The sequence below is a fragment of the Streptomyces sp. NBC_01618 genome (assembly GCF_045209435.1).
In the GTDB taxonomy this organism is placed as follows: Bacteria; Actinomycetota; Actinomycetes; order Streptomycetales; family Streptomycetaceae; genus Streptomyces.
Genome location: NZ_CP109297.1, coordinates 2,145,799 through 2,170,795, shown reverse-complemented (window position 1 = coordinate 2,170,795; position 24,997 = coordinate 2,145,799). Strand labels below are relative to the sequence as shown.

Annotated in this window: 22 protein-coding genes; 8 read left to right on the top strand and 14 right to left on the bottom strand. The window is 70.6% G+C overall.

Going from position 1 to position 24,997, the window contains the following annotated elements:
- Positions 1–247 precede the first annotated feature (247 nt).
- On the bottom strand, positions 248–1,105 hold the full coding sequence (map, locus tag OH735_RS10210) for a type I methionyl aminopeptidase (RefSeq protein WP_406381064.1): 858 nt from the start codon (positions 1,103–1,105) through the stop codon (positions 248–250).
- 58 nt (positions 1,106–1,163) lie between these two features.
- On the opposite strand from map, the gene OH735_RS10205 reads away from it, so the two are divergent.
- Positions 1,164–1,394, top strand: coding sequence for a hypothetical protein (locus OH735_RS10205; protein ID WP_266745821.1), 231 nt, complete (start codon positions 1,164–1,166; stop codon positions 1,392–1,394).
- Positions 1,395–1,437: 43 nt separating this feature from the next.
- Here the strand turns inward: OH735_RS10205 and OH735_RS10200 are convergent, their stop codons facing one another.
- Positions 1,438–2,760, bottom strand: a complete 1,323-nt coding sequence (locus OH735_RS10200) for an MFS transporter (RefSeq protein WP_406381063.1) — start codon at positions 2,758–2,760, stop codon at positions 1,438–1,440.
- A 120-nt stretch (positions 2,761–2,880) separates the two neighbouring features.
- Positions 2,881–3,483, bottom strand: a complete 603-nt coding sequence (locus OH735_RS10195; RefSeq protein ID WP_406381062.1) for a hypothetical protein — start codon at positions 3,481–3,483, stop codon at positions 2,881–2,883.
- A gap of 141 nt (positions 3,484–3,624) precedes the next feature.
- Here OH735_RS10195 and npdG point away from each other — a divergent pair, with 141 nt between their 5' ends.
- Positions 3,625–4,335: an NADPH-dependent F420 reductase gene (gene npdG, locus OH735_RS10190; protein ID WP_406381061.1), complete on the top strand. Its 711-nt coding sequence runs from the start codon at positions 3,625–3,627 to the stop codon at positions 4,333–4,335.
- 110 nt (positions 4,336–4,445) lie between these two features.
- Positions 4,446–4,622: a hypothetical protein gene (locus OH735_RS10185; RefSeq protein WP_406381060.1), complete on the top strand. Its 177-nt coding sequence runs from the start codon at positions 4,446–4,448 to the stop codon at positions 4,620–4,622.
- A gap of 8 nt (positions 4,623–4,630) precedes the next feature.
- Here the strand turns inward: OH735_RS10185 and OH735_RS10180 are convergent, their stop codons facing one another.
- Positions 4,631–5,428, bottom strand: coding sequence for a site-2 protease family protein (locus OH735_RS10180; RefSeq protein ID WP_406381059.1), 798 nt, complete (start codon positions 5,426–5,428; stop codon positions 4,631–4,633).
- A gap of 367 nt (positions 5,429–5,795) precedes the next feature.
- Here OH735_RS10180 and OH735_RS10175 point away from each other — a divergent pair, with 367 nt between their 5' ends.
- Positions 5,796–9,191, top strand: a complete 3,396-nt coding sequence (locus tag OH735_RS10175; protein WP_406381058.1) for an AfsR/SARP family transcriptional regulator — start codon at positions 5,796–5,798, stop codon at positions 9,189–9,191.
- A 128-nt stretch (positions 9,192–9,319) separates the two neighbouring features.
- On the opposite strand, the gene OH735_RS10170 is transcribed toward OH735_RS10175, so the two are convergent.
- The 3 genes from OH735_RS10170 to panB form a co-directional block, all read right to left on the bottom strand.
- Positions 9,320–10,168 carry an ABC transporter permease gene (locus tag OH735_RS10170; RefSeq protein ID WP_406381057.1) on the bottom strand — a complete coding sequence of 283 codons (849 nt, stop codon included), beginning with the start codon at positions 10,166–10,168 and terminating at the stop codon, positions 9,320–9,322.
- Positions 10,165–11,187: an ATP-binding cassette domain-containing protein gene (locus tag OH735_RS10165; protein ID WP_406386497.1), complete on the bottom strand. Its 1,023-nt coding sequence runs from the start codon at positions 11,185–11,187 to the stop codon at positions 10,165–10,167. The genes OH735_RS10170 and OH735_RS10165 overlap by 4 nt, the downstream gene beginning before the upstream one ends.
- A gap of 154 nt (positions 11,188–11,341) precedes the next feature.
- Positions 11,342–12,229: a 3-methyl-2-oxobutanoate hydroxymethyltransferase gene (gene panB / locus OH735_RS10160; protein WP_406381056.1), complete on the bottom strand. Its 888-nt coding sequence runs from the start codon at positions 12,227–12,229 to the stop codon at positions 11,342–11,344.
- Between the two features lie 433 nt (positions 12,230–12,662).
- On the opposite strand from panB, the gene OH735_RS10155 reads away from it, so the two are divergent.
- Complete coding sequence (locus tag OH735_RS10155; RefSeq protein WP_406381055.1) at positions 12,663–13,694, top strand: endonuclease/exonuclease/phosphatase family protein; 1,032 nt, start codon at positions 12,663–12,665, stop codon at positions 13,692–13,694.
- A 316-nt stretch (positions 13,695–14,010) separates the two neighbouring features.
- Here OH735_RS10155 and OH735_RS10150 read toward each other — a convergent pair whose 3' ends face one another.
- From OH735_RS10150 to OH735_RS10125, 6 genes are all read right to left on the bottom strand, one after another.
- A complete protein-coding gene (locus OH735_RS10150; protein WP_406381054.1) occupies positions 14,011–15,765 on the bottom strand; it encodes an NAD+ synthase in 1,755 nt (584 codons plus the stop codon).
- A gap of 76 nt (positions 15,766–15,841) precedes the next feature.
- On the bottom strand, positions 15,842–17,539 hold the full coding sequence (locus tag OH735_RS10145) for a multicopper oxidase family protein (protein WP_406381053.1): 1,698 nt from the start codon (positions 17,537–17,539) through the stop codon (positions 15,842–15,844).
- Between the two features lie 64 nt (positions 17,540–17,603).
- Positions 17,604–17,774 carry a hypothetical protein gene (locus tag OH735_RS10140; protein ID WP_406381052.1) on the bottom strand — a complete coding sequence of 57 codons (171 nt, stop codon included), beginning with the start codon at positions 17,772–17,774 and terminating at the stop codon, positions 17,604–17,606.
- A gap of 147 nt (positions 17,775–17,921) precedes the next feature.
- Positions 17,922–18,350 carry a CBS domain-containing protein gene (locus OH735_RS10135; protein WP_406381051.1) on the bottom strand — a complete coding sequence of 143 codons (429 nt, stop codon included), beginning with the start codon at positions 18,348–18,350 and terminating at the stop codon, positions 17,922–17,924.
- Between the two features lie 127 nt (positions 18,351–18,477).
- Positions 18,478–19,194 carry a DUF305 domain-containing protein gene (locus OH735_RS10130; protein WP_406381050.1) on the bottom strand — a complete coding sequence of 239 codons (717 nt, stop codon included), beginning with the start codon at positions 19,192–19,194 and terminating at the stop codon, positions 18,478–18,480.
- A 5-nt stretch (positions 19,195–19,199) separates the two neighbouring features.
- Positions 19,200–19,877: a DUF3105 domain-containing protein gene (locus tag OH735_RS10125; RefSeq protein ID WP_406381049.1), complete on the bottom strand. Its 678-nt coding sequence runs from the start codon at positions 19,875–19,877 to the stop codon at positions 19,200–19,202.
- Between the two features lie 244 nt (positions 19,878–20,121).
- Between OH735_RS10125 and glnA the strand changes: the two genes are divergently transcribed.
- Positions 20,122–21,483 carry a type I glutamate--ammonia ligase gene (glnA, locus tag OH735_RS10120; RefSeq protein WP_406381048.1) on the top strand — a complete coding sequence of 454 codons (1,362 nt, stop codon included), beginning with the start codon at positions 20,122–20,124 and terminating at the stop codon, positions 21,481–21,483.
- A 142-nt stretch (positions 21,484–21,625) separates the two neighbouring features.
- Here the strand turns inward: glnA and OH735_RS10115 are convergent, their stop codons facing one another.
- Positions 21,626–22,216, bottom strand: a complete 591-nt coding sequence (locus tag OH735_RS10115; protein ID WP_406381047.1) for a TetR/AcrR family transcriptional regulator — start codon at positions 22,214–22,216, stop codon at positions 21,626–21,628.
- Between the two features lie 164 nt (positions 22,217–22,380).
- Between OH735_RS10115 and OH735_RS10110 the strand changes: the two genes are divergently transcribed.
- Both OH735_RS10110 and OH735_RS10105 read left to right on the top strand, forming a co-directional pair.
- Positions 22,381–23,880, top strand: coding sequence for an MDR family MFS transporter (locus OH735_RS10110; RefSeq protein ID WP_406386496.1), 1,500 nt, complete (start codon positions 22,381–22,383; stop codon positions 23,878–23,880).
- Between the two features lie 205 nt (positions 23,881–24,085).
- Entirely contained in the window at positions 24,086–24,886 is an 801-nt protein-coding gene (locus OH735_RS10105; RefSeq protein ID WP_406381046.1) for a putative protein N(5)-glutamine methyltransferase, read from the top strand.
- Positions 24,887–24,997: the final 111 nt, after the last annotated feature.

The window sequence follows — 24,997 nt, the reverse complement described above, 5'->3', positions numbered from 1 at the left end:
GCCTCCGGGGACCGAGGGGACGGGAAACATCCGGGAAAAGACGGAAAAAAAGCGGCAGCTACCGCGTAAGGCGGCTGCTGTCGACAACTCCGATCTTCCTGCTTAGGCTTACCTAAGTCAATAACTTCCCGACGGTCTGTCGGTAAAAACGATACGCCTGATTCCGCGGCCGCGCGGGAGCACGCGAAAGCGGCCACCCGGAGATGGCCGCTTTTGAAGGGAACCGAAGGATCCGTGTGTCGGGTGGTTACGGGAGCGTCAGGATCTCGGCGCCCGTCTCCGTCACCACCAGCGTGTGCTCGAACTGGGCGGTGCGCCTGCGGTCCTTCGTCACCACGGTCCAGCCGTCGTCCCACATGTCGTACTCATGGGTGCCCAGCGTCAGCATCGGCTCGATGGTGAACGTCATGCCCGGCTGCATCACGGTGGTCGCGTGCGGGCTGTCGTAGTGCGGAATGATCAGTCCGGAGTGGAACGAGGAACTGATCCCGTGCCCGGTGAAGTCCCGCACCACCCCGTACCCGAAGCGCTTCGCGTACGACTCGATGACCCGACCGATCACATTGACCTGCCGCCCGGGCCGGACCGCCTTGATGGCCCGGTTCAGCGCCTCCTCGGTGCGCTCCACGAGCAGCCGGGACTCCTCGTCCACGTCGCCGCAGAGATACGTGGCGTTGTTGTCACCGTGCACTCCGTTGATGTACGCGGTGACGTCGAGGTTCACGATGTCGCCGTCGCGCAGCACGGTGGAGTCGGGGATGCCGTGGCAGATCACCTCGTTGAGCGAGGAGCAGAGCGATTTGGGGAATCCGCGGTAGCCGAGCGTCGACGGGTAGGCGCCGTGGTCGCACATGAACTCATGGGCGACCCGGTCGAGTTCGTCCGTCGTGACGCCGGGGGCGATGTGCTTGGCGGCCTCCGCCATCGCCTGCGCGGCGATTCGCCCCGCGATGCGCATGCGCTCGACGGTGTCGGCGTCCTGGATCTCCGGACCGGTGTACGGGGTGGGGGCCGGCTTGCCCACGTATTCGGGGCGCCGGATGTTTCCGGGCACGGAACGGACGGGAGTGATCTCCCCGGGTACGAGCAGCGACTGGCCAGACATGTCAGCGAGTCTAACCAGCGTGCGTGGGGCAGCATGGCCCCGAGGGAAGGAGCCGGAAATGGCCCTGTTCAAGAAGCGCACGGTCGGCAAACCGGGCGAGTGGTACTACTGCCTGCAGCACCAGAAGGTCGAGGAGGGCCCCGAGTGCCCGGCCAAGGACCGCTTCGGACCGTATGCCTCCCCGGAGGAGGCGCGGCACGCGATGGAGACCGCGCAGGAGCGGAATCTCGAATGGGAGACGGACCCCAAGTGGCACGACCGGGACACACCGCCCGACCCGGAGGCGTGAGCGGAGCGGATGTCCGGGGGCAGGGCCCCCGGACATCCGCTCCTCAGGCGCCTGAGGGGCTGGATTCCGCAGCCTTCTCCGCGGTGCGCTGTGCGCGCCTGCGTACCGCGTCCTCGTCCGTCTCGGAGTCGTACGTCAGCAGCTTCGGCAGCGCCGCGGTGAGCAGCGCGACCGAGGCGACGCACGCCACACCGCCGCTCCAGATCGCGGAGCGGGTCCCCGTCCAGCCCGCCATCGCGCCGGCCCGCACCTGACCCAGTTGCGGGCCGACGCTGTACGAGAGCACCTCGATGCCCGCGAGCCGGCCCCGCAACTCCTCCGGGATGGTCTGGTTCCAGATCGTGGAGCGGCCGAGACCGCTGAGCATGTCGCCCGCGCCCGCCACCGCCAGGCAGACCAGAACCAGCCACACATCGCCGAACCACCCGGCAGCCGCGATCGCCAGCCCCCAGGCCGCCGCCCCGAACACCACGAACAGCCCGTGCCGCCGCACCCGTGACGTCCAGCCGCTGGTCAGGCCCAGGACCAGCGAGCCGACGGACCCTGCCGCATACATCAGCCCCAGCGACCACCGGGCATCCAGCTCGTCCGCGAGGAACGGGAAGATCGTGTTCGGGAAGGCGAAGAACATCGCCGCCAGGTCGACCGCGTACGTTCCCAGCAGCACCGGCCGGCTCCAGGCATACCTCGCCCCCTCGGCTATGCCGCGCAGCGACGGCTTCGGGCTGTTCCGGGCGGGCGGCGCGGGTGTCAGCCGCAGGCACAGCAGCACGGACACGGTGAACGTGACCACCGTGACCGTGTACGCCGTGGCGTGCCCGGCGTAGGCCACCACGAGCCCCGCCACCGCCGGGCCGGTGATCGCGCCGAACTGCCAGCGCAGCGAGTTCAGCGCGGCAGCGGCGGTCAGCTGGTCGTGCGGCACGATCCGGGCCATCAGGGAGTCCAGCGCGGGCCGCTGGAGCCCGGCGAGCGCGGAGACCCCGCCCGCCACCAGATAGAGCGGCCAGAGCATCGGGTCGGGCAGTGCGGCGTTCACCAGGAGGACGAGGGCCAGCACCCCCAGCCCCGCCTCGGTGCCCAGGATCACCTTGCGGCGGTCCGCACAGTCCGCGAGGGCCCCGCCGTACAGACCGAAGACCACCAGCGGCACCAGCTCGACCGCGCCCATCGCACCGACGGCCAGCGGTGAACCCGTCAGCTCCTTGATCTGGAGCGGCAGCGCGATCAGTGCCATGAAGCTGCCGAAGTAGGTCACCAGACCCTGGATCCAGAGCAGCCGGAAGTCGGCCGACGAACGCAGGGGGGAGAGGTCGGGCAGCAGGGCGGAGAGCCGGCCCGCCGCCGGGGAGGGAGCTGAGGTCACGAGGGGTCATGGTCCGGCGCCGTAGATGCTCTTTGCAACAGATTTTCCTGGCGGCGGGGAGCCCCGGAGAAGCCGGTGGCCGGGGAGCGCGACGGCTCCCGTCGTGGCCACCCGGGACGCTCACCAGCGGGCGGGTGGCGGGGCCGTCAGCTGGTCGGCGAGCCGGGACAGGCGGTCCCGGAAGCGGCGGTTCCCGCGCGGCGCCGGGGCGCTGTTCTCGCCGGCCGCCGCGCTCACCAGATGCTGCACGGTGTCCAGGTCGACGTCGTCGGTGCCGGTCACCGCGAGCGTCTCGTGGGCGAGCCCCCGCACCTCCGGATCGCCGCCGTCCAGCGAGAGGACCGTCGCCCCGGCCCGGCGGGCGTCGTGGACCCGCTCCAGCAGCCCGGCGCCGGGCTGCTCGGGGGCCACCAGCAGCAGCGTCTCGCCCCGCCCGGCCGCCTCGATCCGGCCCAGACCGACGGCCAGATGCGCCGGATCGCCCGGCTCCACCCGGTGGCGCACCAGGGTGGGCGTCAGCTCGGGCAGCCCGGACCAGGTGGACTCGTCGACCAGATGGGCCGCCAGATGCCACGGCTCGTACGCCGCCGTCCCCACCAGCAGCAGCCCGCCGCCGTGCGGGACGACGGCCGACCTGAGCGCCCCGGCGAACCGCCGGGCCGCGGCGGGCCACTCGGTCCCGGCGAGCACTTCACGCAGCAGGGCGACGCGTACGGCATCCATGGCCCGGCATCATGCCGCAGGAGCACCGCCCGGCATCGGAGAACGGCTCCGAACCAGCCGAACGGGACCGTCACGGAGCGACGGACCTCTCAGTGGGAGTGGACCTGCTCCCCGTCCGTGGCGGGCACTAATGTCGCAGCCATGACTACGAATGACAGTGGCAGCGCAGCCAAGCCCCCCGCCAAGGACCCCTGGGACCTCCCCGACGTATCCGGGCTGACCGTCGGCGTACTCGGCGGCACCGGGCCGCAGGGCCGCGGGCTCGCCTACCGGTTCGCCCGCGCCGGGCAGAAGGTGATCATCGGCTCCCGTGCCGCCGACCGAGCACAGACCGCCGCCGACGAGCTGGGCCACGGCATCGAGGGCGCCGACAACGCGGAGTGCGCGCGGCGCAGCGACGTCGTGATCGTCGCCGTGCCGTGGGACGGCCACGCCAAGACCCTGGAGTCGCTGCGCGACGAACTCACGGGCAAGCTCGTCATCGACTGCGTCAACCCGCTCGGCTTCGACAAGAAGGGCGCCTATGCCCTGAAGCCCGAGGAGGGCAGCGCCGCCGAGCAGGCTGCCGCCCTGCTGCCGGAGTCCCGGGTCACCGCGGCCTTCCACCACCTCTCCGCGGTGCTGTTGCAGGACGAGGCCATCGAGGAGATCGACACCGATGTGCTGGTGCTCGGCGAGGCCCGCGCCGACACCGACCTCGTACAGGCACTGGCGGGCCGGATTCCCGGCATGCGCGGCATCTTCGCCGGGCGGCTGCGCAATGCCCACCAGGTCGAGTCCCTGGTCGCCAACCTGATCTCCGTCAACCGCCGCTACAAGGCGCACGCCGGTCTGCGTACCACCGACGTCTGAGGGGCCCTCCGGCGCCGAGGGCTGTTCCGGGCGCACCCTGCGCAGAGCGGAAAGGGGCATGAGGGACACTGGACGGGACCACGCATCACTCCGGACAGGAGCCGCTCCTCATGCCCCGCCTCGCTCTCTACGCCATCGCCGTCTGCGTCCTGGCCGTCGTCGCGGCCGTGATCTCGTTCGTCCAGGGCAGCGGCCTGCTCGGGATCGTCTGGGTGCTGCTGGTCGGGCTCTCGTCCAACACGGCGTGGTTCTACCTGCGTCGGCAGCGTGCACGGTCCGCCGGCTGAGCGGTGGATCAGAGGCCGACCGCGCAGTACGGGTCGGCCGACCGCCAGAAGCGGTAGATGTCGAAGCCGCAGTACGTCGTGAAGTCGCTGACGCCCAGGGCCCGCAGCAGGGAATGGATCGCGTCGAAGAACACGTGGTTGACCTCGGGAATCCACAGGATGCCGAAGACCGCGATCAGCCCGAACGGGGCGAACGGCTCGACCTGCCGTCGGATCCGGTACGAGAGCCAGGGCTCGATCACGCCGTAGCCGTCCAGCCCCGGCACCGGGACGAAGTTGAGGATCGCCGCGGTGACCTGGAGCAGTGCCAGGAAACCCAGTGCGTACTGGAAGGCGACCGGGACGCCGTCCAGCGCGTGCAGCCAGAACGGCGCCGTGCAGACGAACGCGAACAGCACGTTCATCAGCGGGCCCGCCGCGGAGACCAGGCTGTGCTTCCAGCGCCCCCTGATCCGGCCCCGCTCGATGAAGACCGCGCCACCGGGCAGACCGATACCGCCCATGATCACGAACAGCACCGGCAGCACGATGCTCAGCAGAGCATGGGTATAAGCGAACGGATTGAGCGTCAAATAGCCCTTCGATCCGATGGAGATGTCCCCGCTGTGCAGCGCGGTACGGGCATGCGCGTACTCGTGCAGACAGAGCGACACCACCCAGGCCGCCGTCACGAAGAGGAAGACCGCGACCCCGGGCTGCTGCGCGAAATCCGTCCACACCGCCCAGCCCGACACCGCCATCACGGCGAGGATCCCGAGGAAGACCGGGCTGATCCGCCGGTCGCTGCGGGCGCTTGCGGTGGTCATCGGCGAACTCCTGGTGGCTGGCCGGAAGGGGGACGGGGAGGTGCGCGGCGAGAGCGACCGTACAGGCGACACGCCATAAACGTCTCGCGTCGGGGCGGTGGTTCCGTAAAGGGTGGGGCCATGACGAACGACCCCGGCACACGGCGCGGACGGCGCACACAGCGCGCACCGCGCACATGGCGTGCACCACGTACACGGCAGGCACCACGCGCACCACGCGCACCGCGCGCACGGCAGGCTCCGCGCGCTCCGCGCGCACGGCACGCACCGCGCACGCCACGCGCACTCCGTAATTCGCGCGCATGGCGCCCACGGGTGCGGACGTACGTATGTCCACTTCCCGATCCCGGTCGCGGAGAATAGGCGCGTGCGCTACTGCATCCTCGGCACCACCCAGGTACTCCGCGACGACGGCACGGCCGTCGCGCTCGGCGGGGCGCGGCTGCGCGCCCTGCTCACCGTCCTCGCCCTGCGCCCCGGCCGCACCGTCCCGGCCGCCGTGCTCGTCGACGAGGTGTGGGACGGCGATCCGCCGGCCGACGCGGTGGGCGCCCTGCAGGCGCTCGTCGGACGGCTGCGGCGGACCCTCGGCCACGCGGCGGTCGCCTCGGCGGAGAGCGGCTACAGGCTCGTCGCCGAGCCGGACGCGGTCGACCTGTACCGCTTCGAGCGGCTCGCGGGGGAGGGGGCGCGGGCGCTGGAGGAGGGCGACGCGGCGAAGGCCCAGGCCATGCTCGACGACGCGCTCGCCCTGTGGCGCGGACCTGCCCTGGCCGATCTGCCCGACCGCGGCGCCCTCGCGGCCCGCTGGGCGACCCGGCGCCTGGACGCCCGCCGCGGCAGGCTGGCCGCGGCCCTCGCGCTCGGCCGCGCGGACGAGGCCCTGCCCGAACTGGCCGCCCTCTGCGCCGAGCACCCGATCGACGAACCGCTCCAGGCGCTGCGGCTGCGGGCGTTGCGCGATGCCGGGCGTACGGCGCAGGCGCTGGCCGCGTACGACGAGGTGCGCACCGTGCTCGCCGACCGGCTCGGTGCCGACCCCGGACCCGAACTGCGCGCCCTGCACGCCGAGTTGCTCAGCCAGGAACCGGCGGGCCCGGCGGGTGGAGCGGCCCCGGTTGTGGTGGCCGCCGAGGTCACGGGGACCGAGCCTGCCACCCCCGCAGCCCCGCCACCGTCCGCCGCGACTGCCCAGCCGCACCGGGCCCCCACGACCCCGCCGCAGGGAAACCTCCGGGCCAGGCTCACCAGCTTCGTCGGGCGCGAGGGAGACATCGACGCCCTGCGCGAGGACCTCGCGCACGCCCGGCTCGTCACCCTCCTGGGCCCCGGCGGCGCGGGCAAGACCCGGCTCTCCCAGGAGGCCGCCGAATCCGTCGCCCCCGCCTGGCCGGACGGCGTCTGGCTGGCCGAACTCGCCCCCGTCGAGGACCCCGACGCCGTACCGGAGGCCGTGCTGACCGCCGTCGGCGCCCGCGAGACCGTACTGCGCGGAGCGGGCGCCGAGGAGCTCCGGGTCGCCGAAGGGAACGGGGGTGACCCCCTCGTACGCCTCACCGAGCACTGCTCCCGGCGCCGCATGCTGCTCCTCCTGGACAACTGTGAGCACCTCGTCGATGCCGCCGCCACCCTCGCGGACCATCTGCTCGCCCGCTGTCCGGAACTCACCGTGCTCGCGACCAGCCGTGAACCCCTGGGCGTGCCGGGCGAGTTCGTCCGCCCCGTCGACCCGCTGCCCGACCCGATGGCGCTCCGGCTGCTCGCCGACCGCGGCACCGCCGCGCGGCCCGGCTTCCGGATCGACGCCGACGAGGAGACCGCGGCCGCCGCCACCGAGATCTGCCGCCGCCTCGACGGACTGCCGCTCGCCATCGAACTCGCCGCCGCCCGGTTGCGGATGCTCACCCCGCGCCAGATCGCCGACCGGCTCGACGACCGGTTCCGCCTGCTGGCCAGCGGGGCCCGTACCGTACTGCCCCGACAGCAGACACTGCGCGCCGTCGTCGACTGGTCCTGGGACCTTCTCGACGATGCCGAACGCGCCGTCCTGCGCCGCCTTTCGGTCTTCACGGGCGGCTGCACCCTGGCCGCCGCCGAGGCCGTCTGCGCCGACGGGCCGCAGGACGCGCGCGAGGTCGCCGGGCTGCTCGGCTCGCTCGTCGACAAGTCCCTCGTCGTCGCCGCGCCCGCCGACGACGGCGAAATGCGCTACCGGCTGCTGGAGACCGTCGGTGAATACGCCGCCGAACGGCTCGACGGGGCCGGGGAGCGGGACACCGTGGAGCGCCACCACCTCGTGTACTTCCGGGAGTTGGCCCGTACCACGGACCCCGAACTCCGCGGCGCCAAGCAGCGGTCCGCCATCGACCTCCTCCAGCGCGAGTACGAGAACATCCGCACCGCCCTGCGCCGCGCCGTCGCCGCCCGCGACGAGCAGGAGGCGCTCTGCATGGTGCTGTCGCTCTGCTGGTACTGGCAGATGCGCGATCTGCGCACCGACGCCCTGCAGTGGGCCGACGCGACCGCCGCGCTGGGCCCCGACCCCTTCGCACCGCCCGCCGAGCCAGTGCCGTCCCTCCACGAACGCTGCACCGACGCGCCGCCGCCCATGTCGCCCGAACTGCTCCAGGAGGCGCGGCGCCAGGTGGCCCTCGTCCAGCTGGTCAGCATGGACCACTCCAAGGACGTGTGGGCCGACGTGAAGGGCATGGCCCGGCTGCGCGTCATCGCGGACACCTACCGGGCGGGCCAGCCCCAGACCTGCCGCACCCCCGCGTCGCTCTGGTTCTTCGCGGTCATGCTCACCGGGGAGCCCGGTGATCTGCGGGAACTGCTGGACGAAACGGTTCGCGCCAGTCGCGAGTACGGCTACGAGTGGGAGCTGGCCGGGGCCCTCCAGATGCGGGCGAACGTGCTGGCCAACCGGGCCGAATGGGCGGGCGACGCGCGGACGGACGCGGACGAGAGCCTGGAGATCTACAGCCGGCTCGGCGACGACTGGGGCGCCGCCGAAGCGCTCTCCTCCCGGGGCGAGGCCAACGAGAGACGGGGCGAATACGCCCGTGCGGCCGAGGACTTCCGGGCCGCCTTCGGCCACGCGGAGCGGCTCGGCGCCCCGTCCCAGGTGTCGGTCCTGCGCGCCAGATACGCGTTCGTCCTCACCGAAATCGGCCGTGGCGACGAGGGCGAGAAGATCCTCCGCGAGGTGATCGCCCAGGAGCACGGGACGGGGCACGAGGCGAGGCCCGTCGCGCGGCTCCATCTCGCCCTGTGGCTGGGCCGCAGTGGCCGTACGGGCGAGGCGCGTGAGCAACTTGCCTTGCTGCGCGAGGAGTTCCGCTCCGACACCATGGCGATCTTCGAGGGGTTCGTGCTGGGAGGGCTGGCCTGGCTGGACAACGAGGACGGACTGTACGCAGAGGCGCTGTCCCGGGGCCTGGAAGCGCTGGCGCGGTCCCACGACCGGCTGTCGCAGATGGTGGCACCCCAGATGTCCGTCATCCATCTCGTCACCCTGGCACGGGCGTTGGCCGGAATCGGCGGCGAGCAACGGGCCACGGTCGCGGCCCGGCTGCTGGGGGCCCGCCGGAAGCTGCTGTACCGGGGGCATGTGCCGACATCGGTGGAGCGGCACGACTACGCCCGGACGGAGGAACTGGCCGTCGCCGTCCTCGGCCGGGCCGCCTACGACGCCGCGTACGCCGAGGGCGGCGGCCTCACCCTGGAGGAGGCCACCGCCCTCGTCGACGCGTACCGGGAGTGAACCGCGGCCCGGACCGCCGGCCGGCCGCGTACGTACCGGCGCCGACCACCGGCCGACCGCGCACCGACGCCGACGCCGGCACCGGCACCGGCACGGGCACCTGGCACCGACCGGCATCGGACCGCGGCTCAGGACTTCTTGCGGAACTTGGCGACCGCGAGCGGCGCCGCCACCGCGGTGATCACCGCGGCCCAGCCGAGCGTCACCCACACCGAGTGGGCGATCGGGCCGCCCATCATCAGACCGCGCGCCGCGTCCGCCAGATTGGACAGCGGGTTGTAGTCGGTGAACGTCTGGAGCCAGCCGGGCATCGTCTTGGTAGGGGCGAAGATCGAGGAGCCGAACTGGAGCGGCATCAGCACGAGGATCCCCATCCCCTGCACCGCCTGGGCCGTCTTCATGGCCAGCCCCAGCAGGATGAAGATCCACATGATGGCGGCACCGAACACCGCCGACAGCGCGATCGCCTCGATCAGTCCGAACACCGAGGTCTGCAGCTCCATGCCGAGCGCGAAGCCCATACCCAGCAGGATCAGGGTGGCGACCATCATCCGGCCGAGCTCGACCACGATCTTGGCGATGAGCACCGAGGAGCGGGCGATCGGCATCGTCCGGAACCGGTCCATGACGCCCTTGCGGAAGTCGTCGTTGACACCGGTGCCGACCGCCATGGCGATGTTCATGCCCATCATCGCCATCAGGCCGGGGATCAGATAGTTCAGGTACTCCTGCCGGCCGCCGCCCATGCTGCCGCCGACGGAACCGCCGAAGACGTACACGAACAGCAGGGTGAAGACGACCGGCATCAGGAGCGCGTCGAACATCGACTCCGGATCCTTCTTGATCTGGAGCAGATTGCGCCGAACCAGCGCACCGATGTGGCGCAGATTGCTGCGCAGCCCGATCCGGCCCTCGTCGTGGAGCGGCTTCGCCGGCGCGGTCCCGGCGGGGGTGGGCGTCAGAGTCGCTGTGCTCATGCCGCGACCTCCTCGGGGATCGATGCGGCGGCGGAAGCGGACTTCTCACCGGTGATGGCCAGGAAGACCTCGTCCAGGCTGGGCAGTGCGGTGGCGACATGCGCCAGCGAGAAGCCCCGGGTGCCCAGCAGGCCGATGACGGCGGTCAGCTGCTCGTCGCTGAGGATCGGTACGTACAGCAGTCCCTCGTCCGGGACGGCCTGCGCGCCCGAGACCCCGTCCAGACCGGCGTCGCGGATCGCCTGCGCCATCGCGGGCAGCTGTGCCGGGTCCGACGGCCGGATCTGCAGGGTGCGGCCGCCGACCTTGGCCTTCAGCTCGTTCACCCCGCCGCGGGCGATGATTTTGCCCCTGTCGATGACGGTCAGCTCGTTGGCGAGCTGCTCGGCCTCTTCCATGTACTGGGTGGTGAGCAGCACGGTCGCCCCCTCCGCGACCATCCGCTGCACCTCGTCCCAGACCTCGTTACGGGTCCGGGGGTCGAGCCCCGTCGTCGGCTCGTCCAGATAGAGGACGGCCGGGCTGCCGATCATCGAGGCGGCCAGGTCGAGCCGGCGCCGCATGCCGCCGGAGTAGTCCATCGCGGCCTTCCTGGCCGCGTCGGTGAGCGAGAACCGCTCCAGGAGCTCGTCTGCCCGGGACCGGGCGGTCCTGCGCGGCAGATCGAGCAGCCGCCCGATCATGTAGAGGTTCTCCCAGCCGGAGAGCTTCTCGTCGACCGAGGCGTACTGCCCGGTCAGACCGATGGTGCGGCGCAGCTGCCGGGGCTGCTTCACCACGTCGTAGCCCGCCACGGTGGCGTGGCCGGCGTCGGGGAGGATCAGGGTGGACAGGCAGCGTACGAGCGTGGTCTTGCCGGCGCCGTTGGGGCCGAGCACACCGAGCACGGTGCCCTCGCGGACATCGAGGTCCACACCGTCCAGAGCCTTGGTCGAGCCGTAGTGCTTGACCAGCCCCCGGACCTCGACGGCGAACGCGTCGCTCCTGGGGTTCTTGTCGATTCGCGTCATGCCCACCATCTGACCAGGCGCCACCGACAGTCCACCTACAACCGGCCGACAACAGGCCGACAAACGGGCCGACAGCCCGCCGATGGGGGGTGTCGGCGGGCTGTCGGTGGTGCGGGCGGTGGTCCGTGCCGGGGCCGGTACGACCGACCGGGCCCGGGGAGGATCAGTGGAAGGTGTGCTCGGGGGCCGGGAAGCTGCCGCCCACGACCTCCTGCGCGAACTCCTTTGCCGCGTCACCCAGCACCTGGCGCAGGTTCGCGTACTGCTTCGTGAAGCGCGGCACCTTGCCGCCGGTCAGCCCGACCATGTCGGTGTAGACCAGCACCTGGGCGTCCGTGTCGGGACCGGCGCCGATGCCGACGGTCGGGATGTGCAGGGTGCGGGTGACCTCGGCGGCCAGCTCGGCCGGTACGAGCTCCAGGACGACGGCGAACGCGCCCGCGTCCTGCACGGCCTTGGCGTCGCGCAGCAACTGCTGGGCGGCCTCCTCGCCGCGGCCCTGCACCCGGTAGCCCATCGCGTTGACGGACTGCGGGGTCAGACCGATGTGGGCCATGACCGGAATACCGGCGTCGACCAGCAGCCGGATCTGCTCGTGGCTGCGCTCACCGCCCTCCAGCTTGACCGCGCCGACACCGGACTCCTTGACCAGCCGGGTGGCGTTGCGCAGGGCCTGGACGGGCCCCTCCTGGTACGCCCCGAAGGGCAGGTCCCCGACGATCAGGGCGCGCTTGGTGCCCCGTACGACAGCGGCGGAGAGGATGGCGATCTCGTCCATCGTGACGGGCACGGTGGTCTCGTAACCGAGGTGGCAGTTGCCCATGGAGTCGCCGACGAGCATGACCGGGATACCGGCCTCGTCGAAGACGGACGCGGTCATCGCGTCATAGGCGGTGAGCATGGGCCACTTCTCGCCGCGCTCGGTGGCGGCGGCGATGTCATGGATGGAGATTCGGCGGGTGCTCTTGCCTCCGTACAGCGCCTTGCTGCTGTCGGTGGGGGCACCCGCGGGGGATGCGGCGGACTTGCTCTGCGCAGCCTGCAGCGACATTGCCAACGGCTCCTTCGTCATCTCGAGGCGCCCTGTCGGCGTCCCCGGACCGGTTCCATGTTGGCATCCCGCGGCCGTCCACGGGAAGTGGGCCCGCGCACGTAGGTGACGTCGGTATTGCGGACAAGCTGGACCCGGCGGGCGCCCCGCCACGGACGGCTGATCCGCCGGCCTCACCGCGAACGGCTGACCTGGCCGGCGCACCGCGAACGGCTGACCGACCGGGCTCACCGCGACGGCCGAACCGCCCGGACCCGCCCGAGTGTGATCGTTCTGTCACAAGCCTCCGCAGATCCCCCGCGGCCGGAACTCGCCGTACCCCGCCCGTCGTCCTCGTGGCAGTACAGCCGTCGTGGAAGGCGGGAATCGCGCCGCCCATCGCCTAGGGTCGAGGGCGCGGCGACACGCAAGGCAAGGCAGTGAGGACAGCGCGATGGTGCAGGCGTACGGACCGGACACCGGCAACGACCGTGCGGAGCCGCAGAACGCCGGGTCCGGATCCCGCTTCCGGAGCCTGCTCGACAGACGGATCCGCGACAAGGGCATCTGGCGGCGCGGAATCGTCCTCGCCGTCTGCGCGGTCCTCCTCACCCTCGTGATGGTCTTCCACGCGGAGATCCCGAACACCATCGGCAACCTGGGCAGCCTCACCGAGACGTTCCTGCCGTGGATCGGCGTATTCGTCCCGCTGCTGCTGATCCTGGGCCTGGTACGCCGCTCGGCGACCGCACTGATCGCCCTGCTGCTGTTGGTCGCGGTCTGGCTCAACCTTTTCGGCGGGCTGATGTTCTCCGACAAGTCGGGCAGCGGCGGGGACCTGACCGTGGCCACCCACAACGTCAACGCGGACAACCCCGACCCCACGGGCACCGCCCGGCAGGTCGCGGGCTCCGGCGCCGACATCGTCGCCCTGGAGGAACTGCCGAGCGACCAGGTGCCGACGTACGAGGCGGCCCTCGCCGACCGCTTCCCGTACCACTCGGTGCAGGGGACCGTCGGCCTGTGGAGCAAGTACCCGATGAGCAGCACCCGGCCGGTCGACATCAAGATGGGCTGGACCCGGGCGATGCGCGCCACGGTGCGGACGCCCCAGGGCGAGGTCGCCGTCTACGTGGCCCACCTGCCGTCCGTACGCGTCAAACTGCACGCCGGATTCACCGCCAACCAGCGCGACGACAGCGCCGACGCCCTGGGCGAGGCCATCGCCGACGAACGGCTCGGCAAGGTGATCCTGCTCGGTGACCTCAACGGCACGATGAACGACCGCTCGCTCAACGCGGTCACCTCGCAGATGCGGTCCACCCAGGGCGCGGCCGGCGACGGCTTCGGCTTCAGCTGGCCGGCCTCGTTCCCGATGGCACGGATCGACCAGATCCTGGTGAAGGGCGTCGAACCGATGTCGTCGTGGACCCTCCCGGCGACGGACAGCGACCACCTTCCGATCGCCGCGCGCCTGGAACTCTGACGCAACGGTCCGGCTCCAGCGGGCTCGGACCGTCTACGGAATCAGACCAAAAAAGTATGTCCCTGGTGGTGCGTTCGGAGCGTGACACAGGTACGCCAGGAGCGTTCGTGACGGGTGGGAACGGGCTCCACCGCCGTCCCGGGGAAACGAACCGTGGCTCGCGCGCGGGCGGCCGACGGTGGGTGTGGTGGAAAGCGGGCGGCCGACGGATCAGGCGCCGGCCGGCCGCGGGGCCGACCGATGCAGGGGCCCGCCGACCGCCACCGGGCCGACCGGCCACCGCTTCGACCGGCCGCCGGGTCCGCCACCCCGACGCTCAGCCCGACTCGCGCCACCGATTGGTGATCGGCAGCCGGCGGTCCTTGCCGAAGCCCTTCGGGGAGATCTTCGTGCCCGGCGGGTACTGCCGCCGCTTGTACTCCGCCGTGTCCACCATCCGCAGCGTCTTCGTCACCAGCGCCGCGTCGAACCCGGCCGCGACGATCTCGTCCAGCCCCTGGTCCCGGTCGACGTACAGCTCCAGGATCCGGTCCAGTACGTCGTAGTCGGGCAGGGAGTCCGTGTCGACCTGTCCCGGGCGCAGCTCGGCGCTGGGCGGCTTGGTGATGGACGCCTCCGGGATCGGCGGGGTCTGCCCGCGCTCCTCGGCGGCCCGGTTGCGCCACTTCGCGAGGCGGAAGATCGACGTCTTGTAGACGTCCTTGATCGGCCCGTACGCCCCGACCGAGTCGCCGTACAGCGTCGAGTAGCCGACCGCCAGCTCGGACTTGTTGCCCGGGGCGAGGACGATCTGGCCCTCCTGGTTGGAGACGGCCATCAGCGTCGTGCCGCGCAGCCGCGACTGGAGGTTCTCCTCGGCAAGGCCGGCGAGCCCCAGCGAGCCCATGTACGCGTCGAACATCGGCTCGATCGGTACCGTGCGGAAGTTCAGCCCGGTACGGCGGGCCAGCTCGGCCGCGTCGCCCTTGGAGTGGTCCGAGGAGTACTTGGACGGCATCGAGATGCCGTACACGTATTGAGCTCCCAGCGCGTCGCAGGCGATGGCCGCGACCAGCGCCGAGTCGATCCCGCCGGAGAGCCCGATCAGCACACTGCTGAAGCCGTTCTTGGCGGCGTACGCGCGCAGGCCCACGACCAGCGCCGAGTACAGTTCCTCGTCGTCGTCGAGCCGCTCCGCGTAACCGCCGGCCAGCTCGGCCTCGTACGCCGGCAGGGGCTCCTCGGAGAGCACCACGCGGTCGATCCGCAGCCCGTCGTTCACGACACCGGACGGGGCCGCGGCCGAGGCGGCCGGCAGGTCCAGGTCGAGCACGACGCAGCCCTCGGCGAACTGCGGGGCGCGGGCGATCACTTCGCCGTCCCGGTCGACGACGATCGAGTCGCCGTCGAAGACCAGCTCGTCCTGGCCGCCGATCATCGCCAGGTACGCGGTGGTGCAGCCGGCCTCCTGGGCCCGCTTGCGGACCAGCTCCAGCCGGGTGTCGTCCTTGTCCCGCTCGTACGGCGAGGCGTTGATCGACAGCAGCAGCCCCGCACCGGCCGCCCGCGCGGCCGGCACCCGGCCGCCGTCCTGCCAGAGGTCCTCGCAGATCGCGAGCGCCACGTCGACGCCGTGGACCCGGATCACCGGCATCGAGTCGCCCGGTACGAAGTACCGGAACTCGTCGAACACGCCGTAGTTGGGGAGGTGGTGCTTGGCGAAGGTCAGCGCGACCTGCCCGCGGTGCAGCACCGCGGCTGCGTTCTGCGGGGCGCCGGCGGGCTGTCCGTAGCGCGGCTGGGCCGTCTCGGAACGGTCGAGGAAGCCGACGACGACCGGAAGCTCCCCGAAGCCCTCCGCGTCGAGGCGGGCGGCGAGCGCGCGCAGCGCCTGACGCGAGGCCTCGACGAAGGACGACCGCAGGGCCAGGTCCTCGACGGGGTAGCCGGTCAGCATCATCTCGGGGAACGCCACCAGATGGGCGCCCTGTTCGGCGGAGTGCCGGGTCCAGTGGACGATCGCCTCGGCGTTGCCGGGGAGATCACCGACGGTCGAGTCGATCTGATTCAGTGCGAGGCGTAGTTGAGGCACGCGCCCAGTGTAATCGTCTGACTGACGCAATGTCCTGGCGGGCCGCGCGATCGTCCGGCCGCCCGCCAGGGAGGGGTCAGCGGCGGTAGCCGAGGACCGTCATCATGCCCACGTCCGAGTGGTAGATGTTGTGGCAGTGGAGCATCCACAGGCCCGGGTTGTCCGCGTCGAACTCGACGGCCACTGAGCTGTGCGGCCGGACGATCACGGTGTCCTTGCGCGCCCACGCGGCCTGACCCCGCCGGGAGGCCCGGTGCTTCGGCCCGGCCGGTCCCACCAGACCGAACGAGTGCCCGTGCAGATGGATGGGGTGCCACATCGACGTGACGTTGTAGAACTCCATCCTGACCCGCTCGCCCGCCTTGACCGGATGGCGCTGTCCCGGTTCGTACGGCTTGCGGTCGAAGGCCCAGTCGTACGCGCTCATGCTGCCGGTCAGCTTGAACCGCATGGTCCGGTCGGCCTTGCGGACGGACAGCGCCACGGAGTCGTCCGGCGACAGGTCGAACGCCTCCACCAGCTTTCCTTCCAGTTCCTTCGGCCGTACGGAGGCGGTGGGCGCCGTGCCCTTTCCGGTACGGAGCAGAGCCAGCGCCGACGCCCGCTTGCCCTCGGCGAGCGCGGTCAGCGGGAACACCCCGTCCCCGGCGGTCACCACCACGTCGTACCGCTCGCCCATGCCCAGCAGCAGGGCGTCCGTCGTGGTGTGCCGGACGGGGTAGCCGTCGGTGTGCGTGATCGTCATCCGGTGACCGCCGAGCGCGACACGGAAAGCGGTGTCGCCGCCTGCGTTGATGATGCGAATCCGGATCCGGTCGCCGGGTTTGGCGGCGAAGGAGGTGGGGGCCTTCGGGATACGGCCGTTGATCAGGTAGTACGGGTAGTCGACATTGCCTCCGTGGCTGTCGAGCAGTTCGCTGAACGAATTCTTCATGATCCGAGAGGGGCCCAAGCGGCGTTTCGCGGACTTGGGGGACTTGGGGGAACCTCCGTGCCCGGCGTTGCCCGAATCGCTCTTGTCGCCCATGCCGTCATGGCCCATCCCGCCATGGTCCATGCCGCCCCGGCCCCCGCTGAGTTCGTCGAGCACCCCGTCCGGCGTGGAGCCGTCCACTCCGTCGACCCAGTCGTCGAGGACGACGACCCACTCCTTGTCGTACTTGAGGGGCTCCTTGGGGTCGTCGACGATCAGTGGCGCGTACAGACCGCGGTCCTGCTGGACGCCCGTGTGCGGATGGAACCAGTACGTACCCGGGTGCGGCACCTTGAAGCGGTACGCGTATTCGGCGCCCGCCTTGATGGGTGGCTGAGTCAGGTCGGGTACGCCGTCCATGTTGTTGCGCACATTGAGCCCGTGCCAGTGCAGGCTGGTCGTCGCCGGAAGGTGGTTGGCGAGGGTGAGCGCCACGGTGTCGCCGACCGCGACCCGGAGTTCCTTGCCGGGCAGCCGGGCGTCGTAGGCCCAGGAGCCGACGACGAGCCCGCCGCCCAGATCGAGGCGGGACGGGGTGGCCGTGAGGTCGATCTTCCGTACGGGGCCGGAGGCCCGCCTGGTCTCGGCCGCGGCGACCTCCTCCCCGTCGGGGGAGACGTACTCGCCCCTGGATTTCCCGCGGGGAGCCGTCCCGCGGCCCGCGCCGCCGGCGTTCGGGCCGCCGGAGTTCGTACCGCCGCGGCCTGTGTCGGAACCGCCGGAGCAGGATGCCAGCACCGCCGTACCGGCAGTGGCGACAGCGGCGCCGAGCACGGCGCGCCGAGTGGGTGGAGTGCGCATGACGGGGAGCACCTCGGGGTGTTGTCGGTATTTCGGTCTGCTGGGGGAGGGGGAGGCGCCCCTCCTATATGCGCAGCACCGACAACAGGGCCTGGCCGGCCCGGCCCGGCCGGAGACCCGGCACCGGCACCGGCGACACCCGCGCCGCGCCACCCCCGAGGAGGTGGACGATCCCGATGAGCAGCGCCACGAACAGGAATAACTGTCCGTACGTCGCGCATCTACTCAGGGTCATGTCGAGCACCATACCTCCGCTGGGTATGGGGCGCGCGCGGAAACGTATCTCCGTAGCTCCACCGGGGTCTACGGGACGCACGGGACGGCGGCCCGGTACCCCTCGCGAAGAGGTACCGGGCCACCGAACCGGGTGTTCGCGAGCCGGTCAGCTGCTGGGGGCGTAGACCTTCTCCACCCAACAGGCGATCTGCTCGTCGGTGAGGTGCTGCGCCAGGTCGGCTTCGCTGATCATGCCGACCAGCTTCTTGTTCTCGACCACCGGAAGCCGACGGATCCGATGGGTCTGCATCTCCTCCAGAACCATCTCCACGTCCGCGCCCGAGTCGATCCAGCGAGGGGTGCCGTGGGCGAGGTCGCCCGCGGTCGTCTTCGACGGGTCGTGCCCCCTGGCCACACAGCCGATCACGATGTCGCGGTCCGTGAGGATGCCGATCATCCGGTCCTGCTCGCCTTCGGCGGAGATGGGCAGCGCGCCCACCTTGTGGTCGCGCATCAGCTGTGCGGCGCGGTCGAGTGTCTCGTGTGCGGGGATCCAGGTGGCCCCGGTGTGCATGATGTCCTTGGCGGTGGTCATGAGGGATTCCTCCTGCGTGCCGGTGGGCATGCTGTACGACCCCGAGCGAACCCATCGTCATGGGCCCGTTCGGGGTACGCGACCGCTATCGCCCGTTCGGGTGCATGTGCGGCTCGGCGGGAATCTTTCAGGGCCGGGGCTTCGCCCCGCGTGCCGCCAGCATGTCGGCCATCACGTCCAGCTCGGAGCGCTGGGCCTCGACCATTGACTGGGCGAGGCGCTTCTCCACCTTCACCGTGCACAGCCGGGCGCAGCCGTTGGCCATGCCGATGCCGCCCTTGTGGTGGTCGGTCATCAGCTGGAGGTACAGGACCTCGGCCTTCCTGCCGCTCGCCGAGCGGAGCCGGTCCAGTTCGGTCCTGGTGGCCATGCCGGGCATCAGGGAGCCGTCATGGGCCCGGTACCGGGACGCCGGCCCCGCCGTGCCGTCCATGCCCGCCATGCCGTGGCCCTCGTGCCCGTCCGCCATCCAGGCCATCGGCTCCTGCCCGGCGGCGGCCTTCGGCAGCTCCCACAGGTCCAGCCAGCCGAGCATCATGCCCCGCTGGTTGGCCTGCGTATTGGCGATGTCGTACGCGAGGCGGCGTACCTCCTCGTCCCCCGTACGGTCACGCACGAGGAACGACATCTCCACGGCCTGCTGATGGTGGACCGCCATGTCGCGGGCGAAACCGGCGTCGGCGGAATCCACCGCGGGCGTGCGCGGGGCGGGCGCGGCGACACGGCCCGTGCCGTCGCCCCGGCCGTCGCCTCGCGCGGAGGCGACCGTCGCCACCCCCCCGAACAGCAGCGCGAGCGCGACGGCGGAGCCCGCCACCCACGGGACGCGCCGGGCGCGTGTCACCGACGTCACTGGGCCCCCAGTCCGCCCGTGCACGCCGCACCCGGCTCGGGCGTCTGCGGTCCCTGCACGAACTTGGCGAAGAACCGGTCGACCCGCGGGTCGTCGGCGCCGTCCACCGTCACCTGATTGCCCCAGGCGCTCAGCATGATCGTCCCGGCCTGGTCCTCGTACGGGCTCATCAGCGTGTACGGCGTCCTGCCGACGCGCTCGGCGAGCTTCGCGACATCGGCGTCCGCGGCCTTGTCCGTGTACGTCACCCACACCGATCCGTGCTCCAGCGAGTGCACGGCGTTCATGTCGGGGATCGCCTTCTTGTACACCTCGCCGTCGCAGTTCATCCACACGGGGTTGTGGTCACCGCCGACCGGGGGCTTCATCGGGTACGTGACCGGCGTGGTGACGTGGTTGCGGGTCAGCTTCTTCGCGTCCCACGTCTTCAGCCCGGCGATCGGCCCGTCCGCCGACTTCTCCGGGTCCGTCCCGGGCGCCTTGGCGTCCTGCGCCTGGGCGTCCCGCTTCTTCTCCGAGGCCTCGGACTTGTCCAGCACCAGGTACGAGCCGAAACCGACCAGACCCGCGACGACGAGGACGCTCAGGCTTATGGCCAGGACACGGTTGCGGCGCTCACGCGCGCGGTCGGCGTTGCGCATGTGCTCTATGCGAGTCCTGCGGTCGAAGCTCATGTCGTCAGGTCCTTCTGCGAAGGGGAGAGGATGGACAAGAAGCGATCGGAAGAACAGGTGCGCACCGGGCCGTCGGAAACCGCTCCGCCCCCTGCGCACCATGGGCGCCGATCGTAGTGGGTGGCCGGGTGCTCCATCCCATGTCGTGTGCGTAATCTGGGTGAAATCCGGGGTCGTGATACTGGAGTGCCTCCCTTACCCCGGGCGGTGGTGCACGAACCGTCTGAACTGCAAGGATGTGGCTATGGACAAGCAGCAGGAATTCGTCCTCAGAACGCTTGAGGAGCGCGACATCCGCTTCGTACGGCTGTGGTTCACCGATGTCCTCGGCTACCTCAAGTCCGTCGCCGTGGCCCCCGCCGAGCTGGAACAGGCGTTTGACGAGGGCATCGGCTTCGACGGCTCCGCCATCGAGGGCTTCGCCCGGGTGTACGAGTCCGACATGATCGCCAAGCCGGACCCGGGTACGTTCCAGATCCTGCCGTGGCGCGCGGAGGCCCCCGGCACGGCCCGGATGTTCTGCGACATCCTGATGCCCGACGGCTCGCCGTCCTTCGCCGACCCGCGCTATGTCCTCAAGCGCATCCTCGCCAAGACCTCCGACCTGGGTTTCACCTTCTACACCCACCCGGAGATCGAGTTCTTCCTGCTGAAGGACAAGCCGGTCGACGGCAGCCGCCCCACCCCCGCCGACAGCTCCGGTTACTTCGACCACACCCCGCAGAACGTCGGCATGGACTTCCGCCGCCAGGCGATCACCATGCTCGAATCCATGGGCATCTCGGTCGAGTTCAGCCACCACGAGGGCGCCCCCGGCCAGCAGGAGATCGACCTGCGGTACGCGGACGCGCTCTCCACCGCCGACAACATCATGACCTTCCGCCTGGTGATGAAGCAGGTCGCGCTGGAGCAGGGCGTGCAGGCGACGTTCATGCCGAAGCCGTTCTCCGAGTACCCCGGTTCCGGCATGCACACCCACCTCTCCCTCTTCGAGGGCGACCGCAACGCCTTCTACGAATCGGGCGCCGAGTACCAGCTGTCCAAGGTCGGCCGGTCCTTCATCGCCGGCCTGCTCACCCACGCCGCGGAGATCTCCGCGGTGACCAACCAGTGGGTCAACTCCTACAAGCGCATCTGGGGCGGCTCATCCCGCGCCGCGGGCGCCGGCGGCGAGGCCCCCTCGTACATCTGCTGGGGCCACAACAACCGCTCCGCGCTCATCCGCGTACCCATGTACAAGCCCGGCAAGACCGGCTCCGCCCGCGTCGAGGTCCGCTCCATCGACTCCGGCGCCAACCCCTACCTGACGTACGCGGTGCTGCTCGCCGCGGGCCTCAAGGGCATTGAGGAGGGCTACGAACTCCCGGCCGGCGCCGACGACGACGTCTGGGCCCTGTCCGACGCGGAACGCCGCGCGATGGGCATCGAGCCGCTGCCGCAGAACCTGGGCGAGGCGATCGCCCTGATGGAGAAGAGTGAAATGGTCGCCGAGACGCTCGGCGAGCACGTCTTCGACTTCTTCCTGCGCAACAAGAAGCAGGAATGGGAGGAGTACCGCTCCGAGGTCACGGCCTTCGAGCTGAAGGCTCTGCTGCCGGTGCTGTAGGCGCGGTTCGAAAGCGAACGGCTTCGGGCCGACGGTGCCACACCGTCGGCCCGAAGCCGTTCTTCCCGCCCTGGGCCGTCGGTGGGCCCTCCGCCGTACCTGTGCCCGTGCCCGTGCCTGTGCCCGTGCCCCGCTCGCGGATTCAGTCGAACCGGCAGGCCATCTCGTCCAGGATCTCGTCGATCACCTCGGAGGGTTCGCGGGCCAGGTCCTCCTCGATCCACATGCGCATGGCGATCCGCAACGAGGAGAGGAACGCCGCGGCCAGGACCAGCGGGCGGACCGGTTTCTCCGTCGGGGCCCGGTGGACCGCCACGGCTTCGGCCAAGTCCCGTTCCAGGGTGGCGTGGTTGGCGAGTTGCCGGGCCAGCAGTGAAGGGTGCCGCATCGCCAGCCTGGTCCGTAGGGCCCACTCGCGCTCCGGGGGCGCGACCCGTTCGGCGAACTGCGCCATGGCCGCCCGCAGCGCCGACCACGCGGTCTCCTCGGCGGGCCGGTCGCGCACGGCGCGGACGAGTTCTCTGATCTGCCGCTCCTCCCCGTAGAGGAGGGCGTCCTCCTTGCCCGTGAAGTAGTTGGAGAACGTTCTGCGGGAGATCCCGGCGGCGTCCGCGACGGCCTCCACCGTGACGTGGTCGAAGCCGTGCTCGACAGTCAGCCGCAAGGTCGCCTCGTGTACGGCCTGCCTCGTGGCTTCCTTCTTGCGTTCCCGCAGTCCCACAGAGCTCTCCATGGAAGTCAGTATCTCCCCGCCGGTTCTCTTCGTCCGGGCATAATTGCACAGTGCGCAAAATTGCCCATTGAGCATGTATGGTGAAACCTTTCCTTCCCCCTGCTCGAACCCTCCGGAGGTTGCGCGTGAGCGCACAAACGGCCGCACCGACCGAAGTCGCGCCGATGGATCACCGTCATGTGCTGCGGGCGCTGAGCGGTCTGCTGATCGTGCTGTTCGTGGCGATGATCAGCAGCACCGTGGTCTCGGTGGCGCTGCCGAAGATCATCGGCTCGCTGGACGGCACCCAGTCGCAGTACACCTGGGTCGTCACCGCGTCCCTGCTGGCCTCCACGGCCTCCACCCCGATCTGGGGCAAGCTCGCCGACCTGTTCAGCAAGAAGCTGCTGCTCCAGATATCCATCGGCATCTTCGTCGTCTCGTCGATCGCCTGCGGATTCGCCCAGTCCACCGGGCAGTTGATCACCTTCCGCGCCGTGCAGGGCCTCGGTATGGGTGCTCTGCAGGTGCTCGTCCAGGTCATCATCGCGGCGATGATCAGCCCCAAGGAGCGCGGCCGCTACAACGGTTACCTGGGCGGCGTCATGGCCGTCGCCACCGTGGGCGGACCGCTGCTGGGCGGCTTCATCACCGACACGTCGTGGCTCGGCTGGCGCTGGTGCTTCTTCATCGCTGTACCGTTCACGCTGCTCGCCCTCGTGATGCTCACCCGCACCCTGCACCTCACCGAGGTCCGCCGTCCGGAGACGAAGGTCGACTACCTGGGCGCCTCGCTGATTGCCGCGGGAGTCAGCCTGCTGCTGCTCTGGGTCACCTTCGTCGGCAACGACTTCGACTGGCTGTCCTGGCAGACCCTTGTCATGGTCGTCGTCAGTGCCCTGATCCTGATCGCCGCCGTCGTGGTCGAGAGCCGCGTCAAGGAGCCGGTCGTCCCGCTCCACGTCGTACGCCGCCGCGACCCCGCGCTCGCCATCGTCGCGAGTCTCGCGGTCGGCATGGCGATGTTCGGCGGCGCGGTCTTCCTCGGCCAGTACTTCCAGATCGGCCGCGGCTACTCACCGACCGAGGCCGGACTCCTCACCATCCCGCTGATGTTCGGCGTGCTGGTCTCCTCCACCGTCGCCGGACGCATGGTCTCCAGGACCGGCAAGGTGAAGCCGTACATCATCACCGGCGTCGTCGTCCTCACGCTGGGCTTCCTGGGCCTGTCCACCATCGACCACGAGACCTCGCTGGTCCTCGTCTCCCTCGGCATGCTCGCGGTCGGTGCCGGTGTCGGCATGTCGATGCAGAACCTGGTCCTCGTCCTCCAGAACACGGTCCCGCTCGGCGAACTCGGCGCGGCCAGCGGCGCGATCACCTTCTTCCGCTCGCTCGGCGGCACCATCGGGGTCTCCGTGCTCGGGGCGGTGCTCGCCAACCAGGTCGCCACGAAGATCACCCACGGCCTGGCGAAGCTCGGCATCGACCCGGCGGCCTCGTCCTCGGGCGGCGCCACCCTGAACATCGACGCGATGCCGCCGCAGATCCAGGACGTGGTGCGCGCCGCGTACGGCGACGCGACCGGCACCATCTTCCTGATCTCGGCCGCCATCGCGGTGGTCGGCGTGATCGCTGCCCTGTTCCTGACACCGACGAAGCTGCGCGACAGCGTGGACCTGTAGACCGACCGGCGAACGGGCGGCGCCCGGAGGGCACCGCCCGACGTCGCGACTGAGGTATTGTGACGCATCCCCACCCGGGACCTACCAAGGAGGTGAGACCCATTACCGCTGTATCAGGCTGGGTGCTCACCCCACACGATCGCGTGGTCGACCCGACATAATCGACCGCGGAGCGCCCATCGGCTTTCCCGAGAGGCTCCGCTTCATGTCGGTTCCCGCGTCACCGCTCACCGTTTCCACCATCGTCACCACACTCCGCGCCGCCGGCTGCGTATTCGCCGAGGACGAAGCGGAGTTGATCGTCTCCACGGCCACCGGCCCCGTCGAACTCGCCGCCATGGTCGAACGGCGGGCCGCCGGTCTGCCCCTGGAACACGTCCTCGGCTGGGCCGAGTTCAGCGGTCTGCGGATCGCCGTGGACCCAGGCGTCTTCGTACCCCGGCGCCGCACCGAGTTCCTGGTCCGGCAGGCTGCCGCCCTCGCCGGACCCGGGGTGGTCGTCGTCGACCTCTGCTGCGGCTCGGGCGCACTCGGTACCGCGCTCGCCGCGACGCTGGAGCGCATCGAACTGCACGCCACCGACGTCGAACCCGCGGCCGTACGGTGCGCCCGCCGCAACATCGCCGACATCGGCCGGGTGTACGAGGGCGACCTCTTCGAGCCGCTCCCCGGATCGTTGCGCGGCCGGGTGGAGATACTGCTCGCCAATGTGCCGTACGTACCGACGCAGGACGTCGAACTGCTGCCCCCGGAAGCCCGTATCCACGAACCGCGCGTCGCACTCGACGGGGGAAGGGACGGCCTCGACGTCCTGCGGCGGGTCACCGCCGACGCCCCGCGGTGGCTGGCACCGGGCGGGCATCTGCTGGTCGAGACGAGCGAACGGCAGGCGGCCCGGGCCGAGGAGACCATCGCCCGCAGCGGCCTGATCCCGCGCGTCGTCACCTCCGACGAGCTGTACGCGACCGTCGTCGTCGCGACCCGGCCGAAGCCGTCCGGGAACTGAGCGCGGACGGACGCCGGTCCGGCCCGGTCCGGTCCGGTCCGGGCCCAGGATTCCGGCTTCCGCCGAACCACCGGCGCCCCGCCTGAGCGTCCAGGCCGACGCTCACGCGGG

Bases quoted from the DNA above. Each gene is read 5' to 3' on its own strand.
- OH735_RS10185 (WP_406381060.1), top strand. From the start codon at position 4,446: ATGCCCCGCCTCGCTCTCTACGCCATCGCCGTCTGCGTCCTGGCCGTC.
- map (WP_406381064.1), bottom strand. From the start codon at position 1,105: ATGTCTGGCCAGTCGCTGCTCGTACCCGGGGAGATCACTCCCGTCCGT.
- OH735_RS10165 (WP_406386497.1), bottom strand. From the start codon at position 11,187: ATGGTGGGCATGACGCGAATCGACAAGAACCCCAGGAGCGACGCGTTC.
- panB (WP_406381056.1), bottom strand. From the start codon at position 12,229: ATGTCGCTGCAGGCTGCGCAGAGCAAGTCCGCCGCATCCCCCGCGGGT.
- OH735_RS10155 (WP_406381055.1), top strand. From the start codon at position 12,663: ATGGTGCAGGCGTACGGACCGGACACCGGCAACGACCGTGCGGAGCCG.
- glnA (WP_406381048.1), top strand. From the start codon at position 20,122: ATGGACAAGCAGCAGGAATTCGTCCTCAGAACGCTTGAGGAGCGCGAC.
- OH735_RS10135 (WP_406381051.1), bottom strand. From the start codon at position 18,350: ATGACCACCGCCAAGGACATCATGCACACCGGGGCCACCTGGATCCCC.
- OH735_RS10195 (WP_406381062.1), bottom strand. From the start codon at position 3,483: ATGGATGCCGTACGCGTCGCCCTGCTGCGTGAAGTGCTCGCCGGGACC.
- OH735_RS10115 (WP_406381047.1), bottom strand. From the start codon at position 22,216: ATGGAGAGCTCTGTGGGACTGCGGGAACGCAAGAAGGAAGCCACGAGG.
- OH735_RS10145 (WP_406381053.1), bottom strand. From the start codon at position 17,539: ATGCGCACTCCACCCACTCGGCGCGCCGTGCTCGGCGCCGCTGTCGCC.
- OH735_RS10125 (WP_406381049.1), bottom strand. From the start codon at position 19,877: ATGAGCTTCGACCGCAGGACTCGCATAGAGCACATGCGCAACGCCGAC.
- OH735_RS10180 (WP_406381059.1), bottom strand. From the start codon at position 5,428: ATGACCACCGCAAGCGCCCGCAGCGACCGGCGGATCAGCCCGGTCTTC.
- OH735_RS10170 (WP_406381057.1), bottom strand. From the start codon at position 10,168: ATGAGCACAGCGACTCTGACGCCCACCCCCGCCGGGACCGCGCCGGCG.
- npdG (WP_406381061.1), top strand. From the start codon at position 3,625: ATGACTACGAATGACAGTGGCAGCGCAGCCAAGCCCCCCGCCAAGGAC.
- OH735_RS10205 (WP_266745821.1), top strand. From the start codon at position 1,164: ATGGCCCTGTTCAAGAAGCGCACGGTCGGCAAACCGGGCGAGTGGTAC.
- OH735_RS10110 (WP_406386496.1), top strand. From the start codon at position 22,381: ATGGATCACCGTCATGTGCTGCGGGCGCTGAGCGGTCTGCTGATCGTG.
- OH735_RS10105 (WP_406381046.1), top strand. From the start codon at position 24,086: ATGTCGGTTCCCGCGTCACCGCTCACCGTTTCCACCATCGTCACCACA.
- OH735_RS10140 (WP_406381052.1), bottom strand. From the start codon at position 17,774: ATGACCCTGAGTAGATGCGCGACGTACGGACAGTTATTCCTGTTCGTG.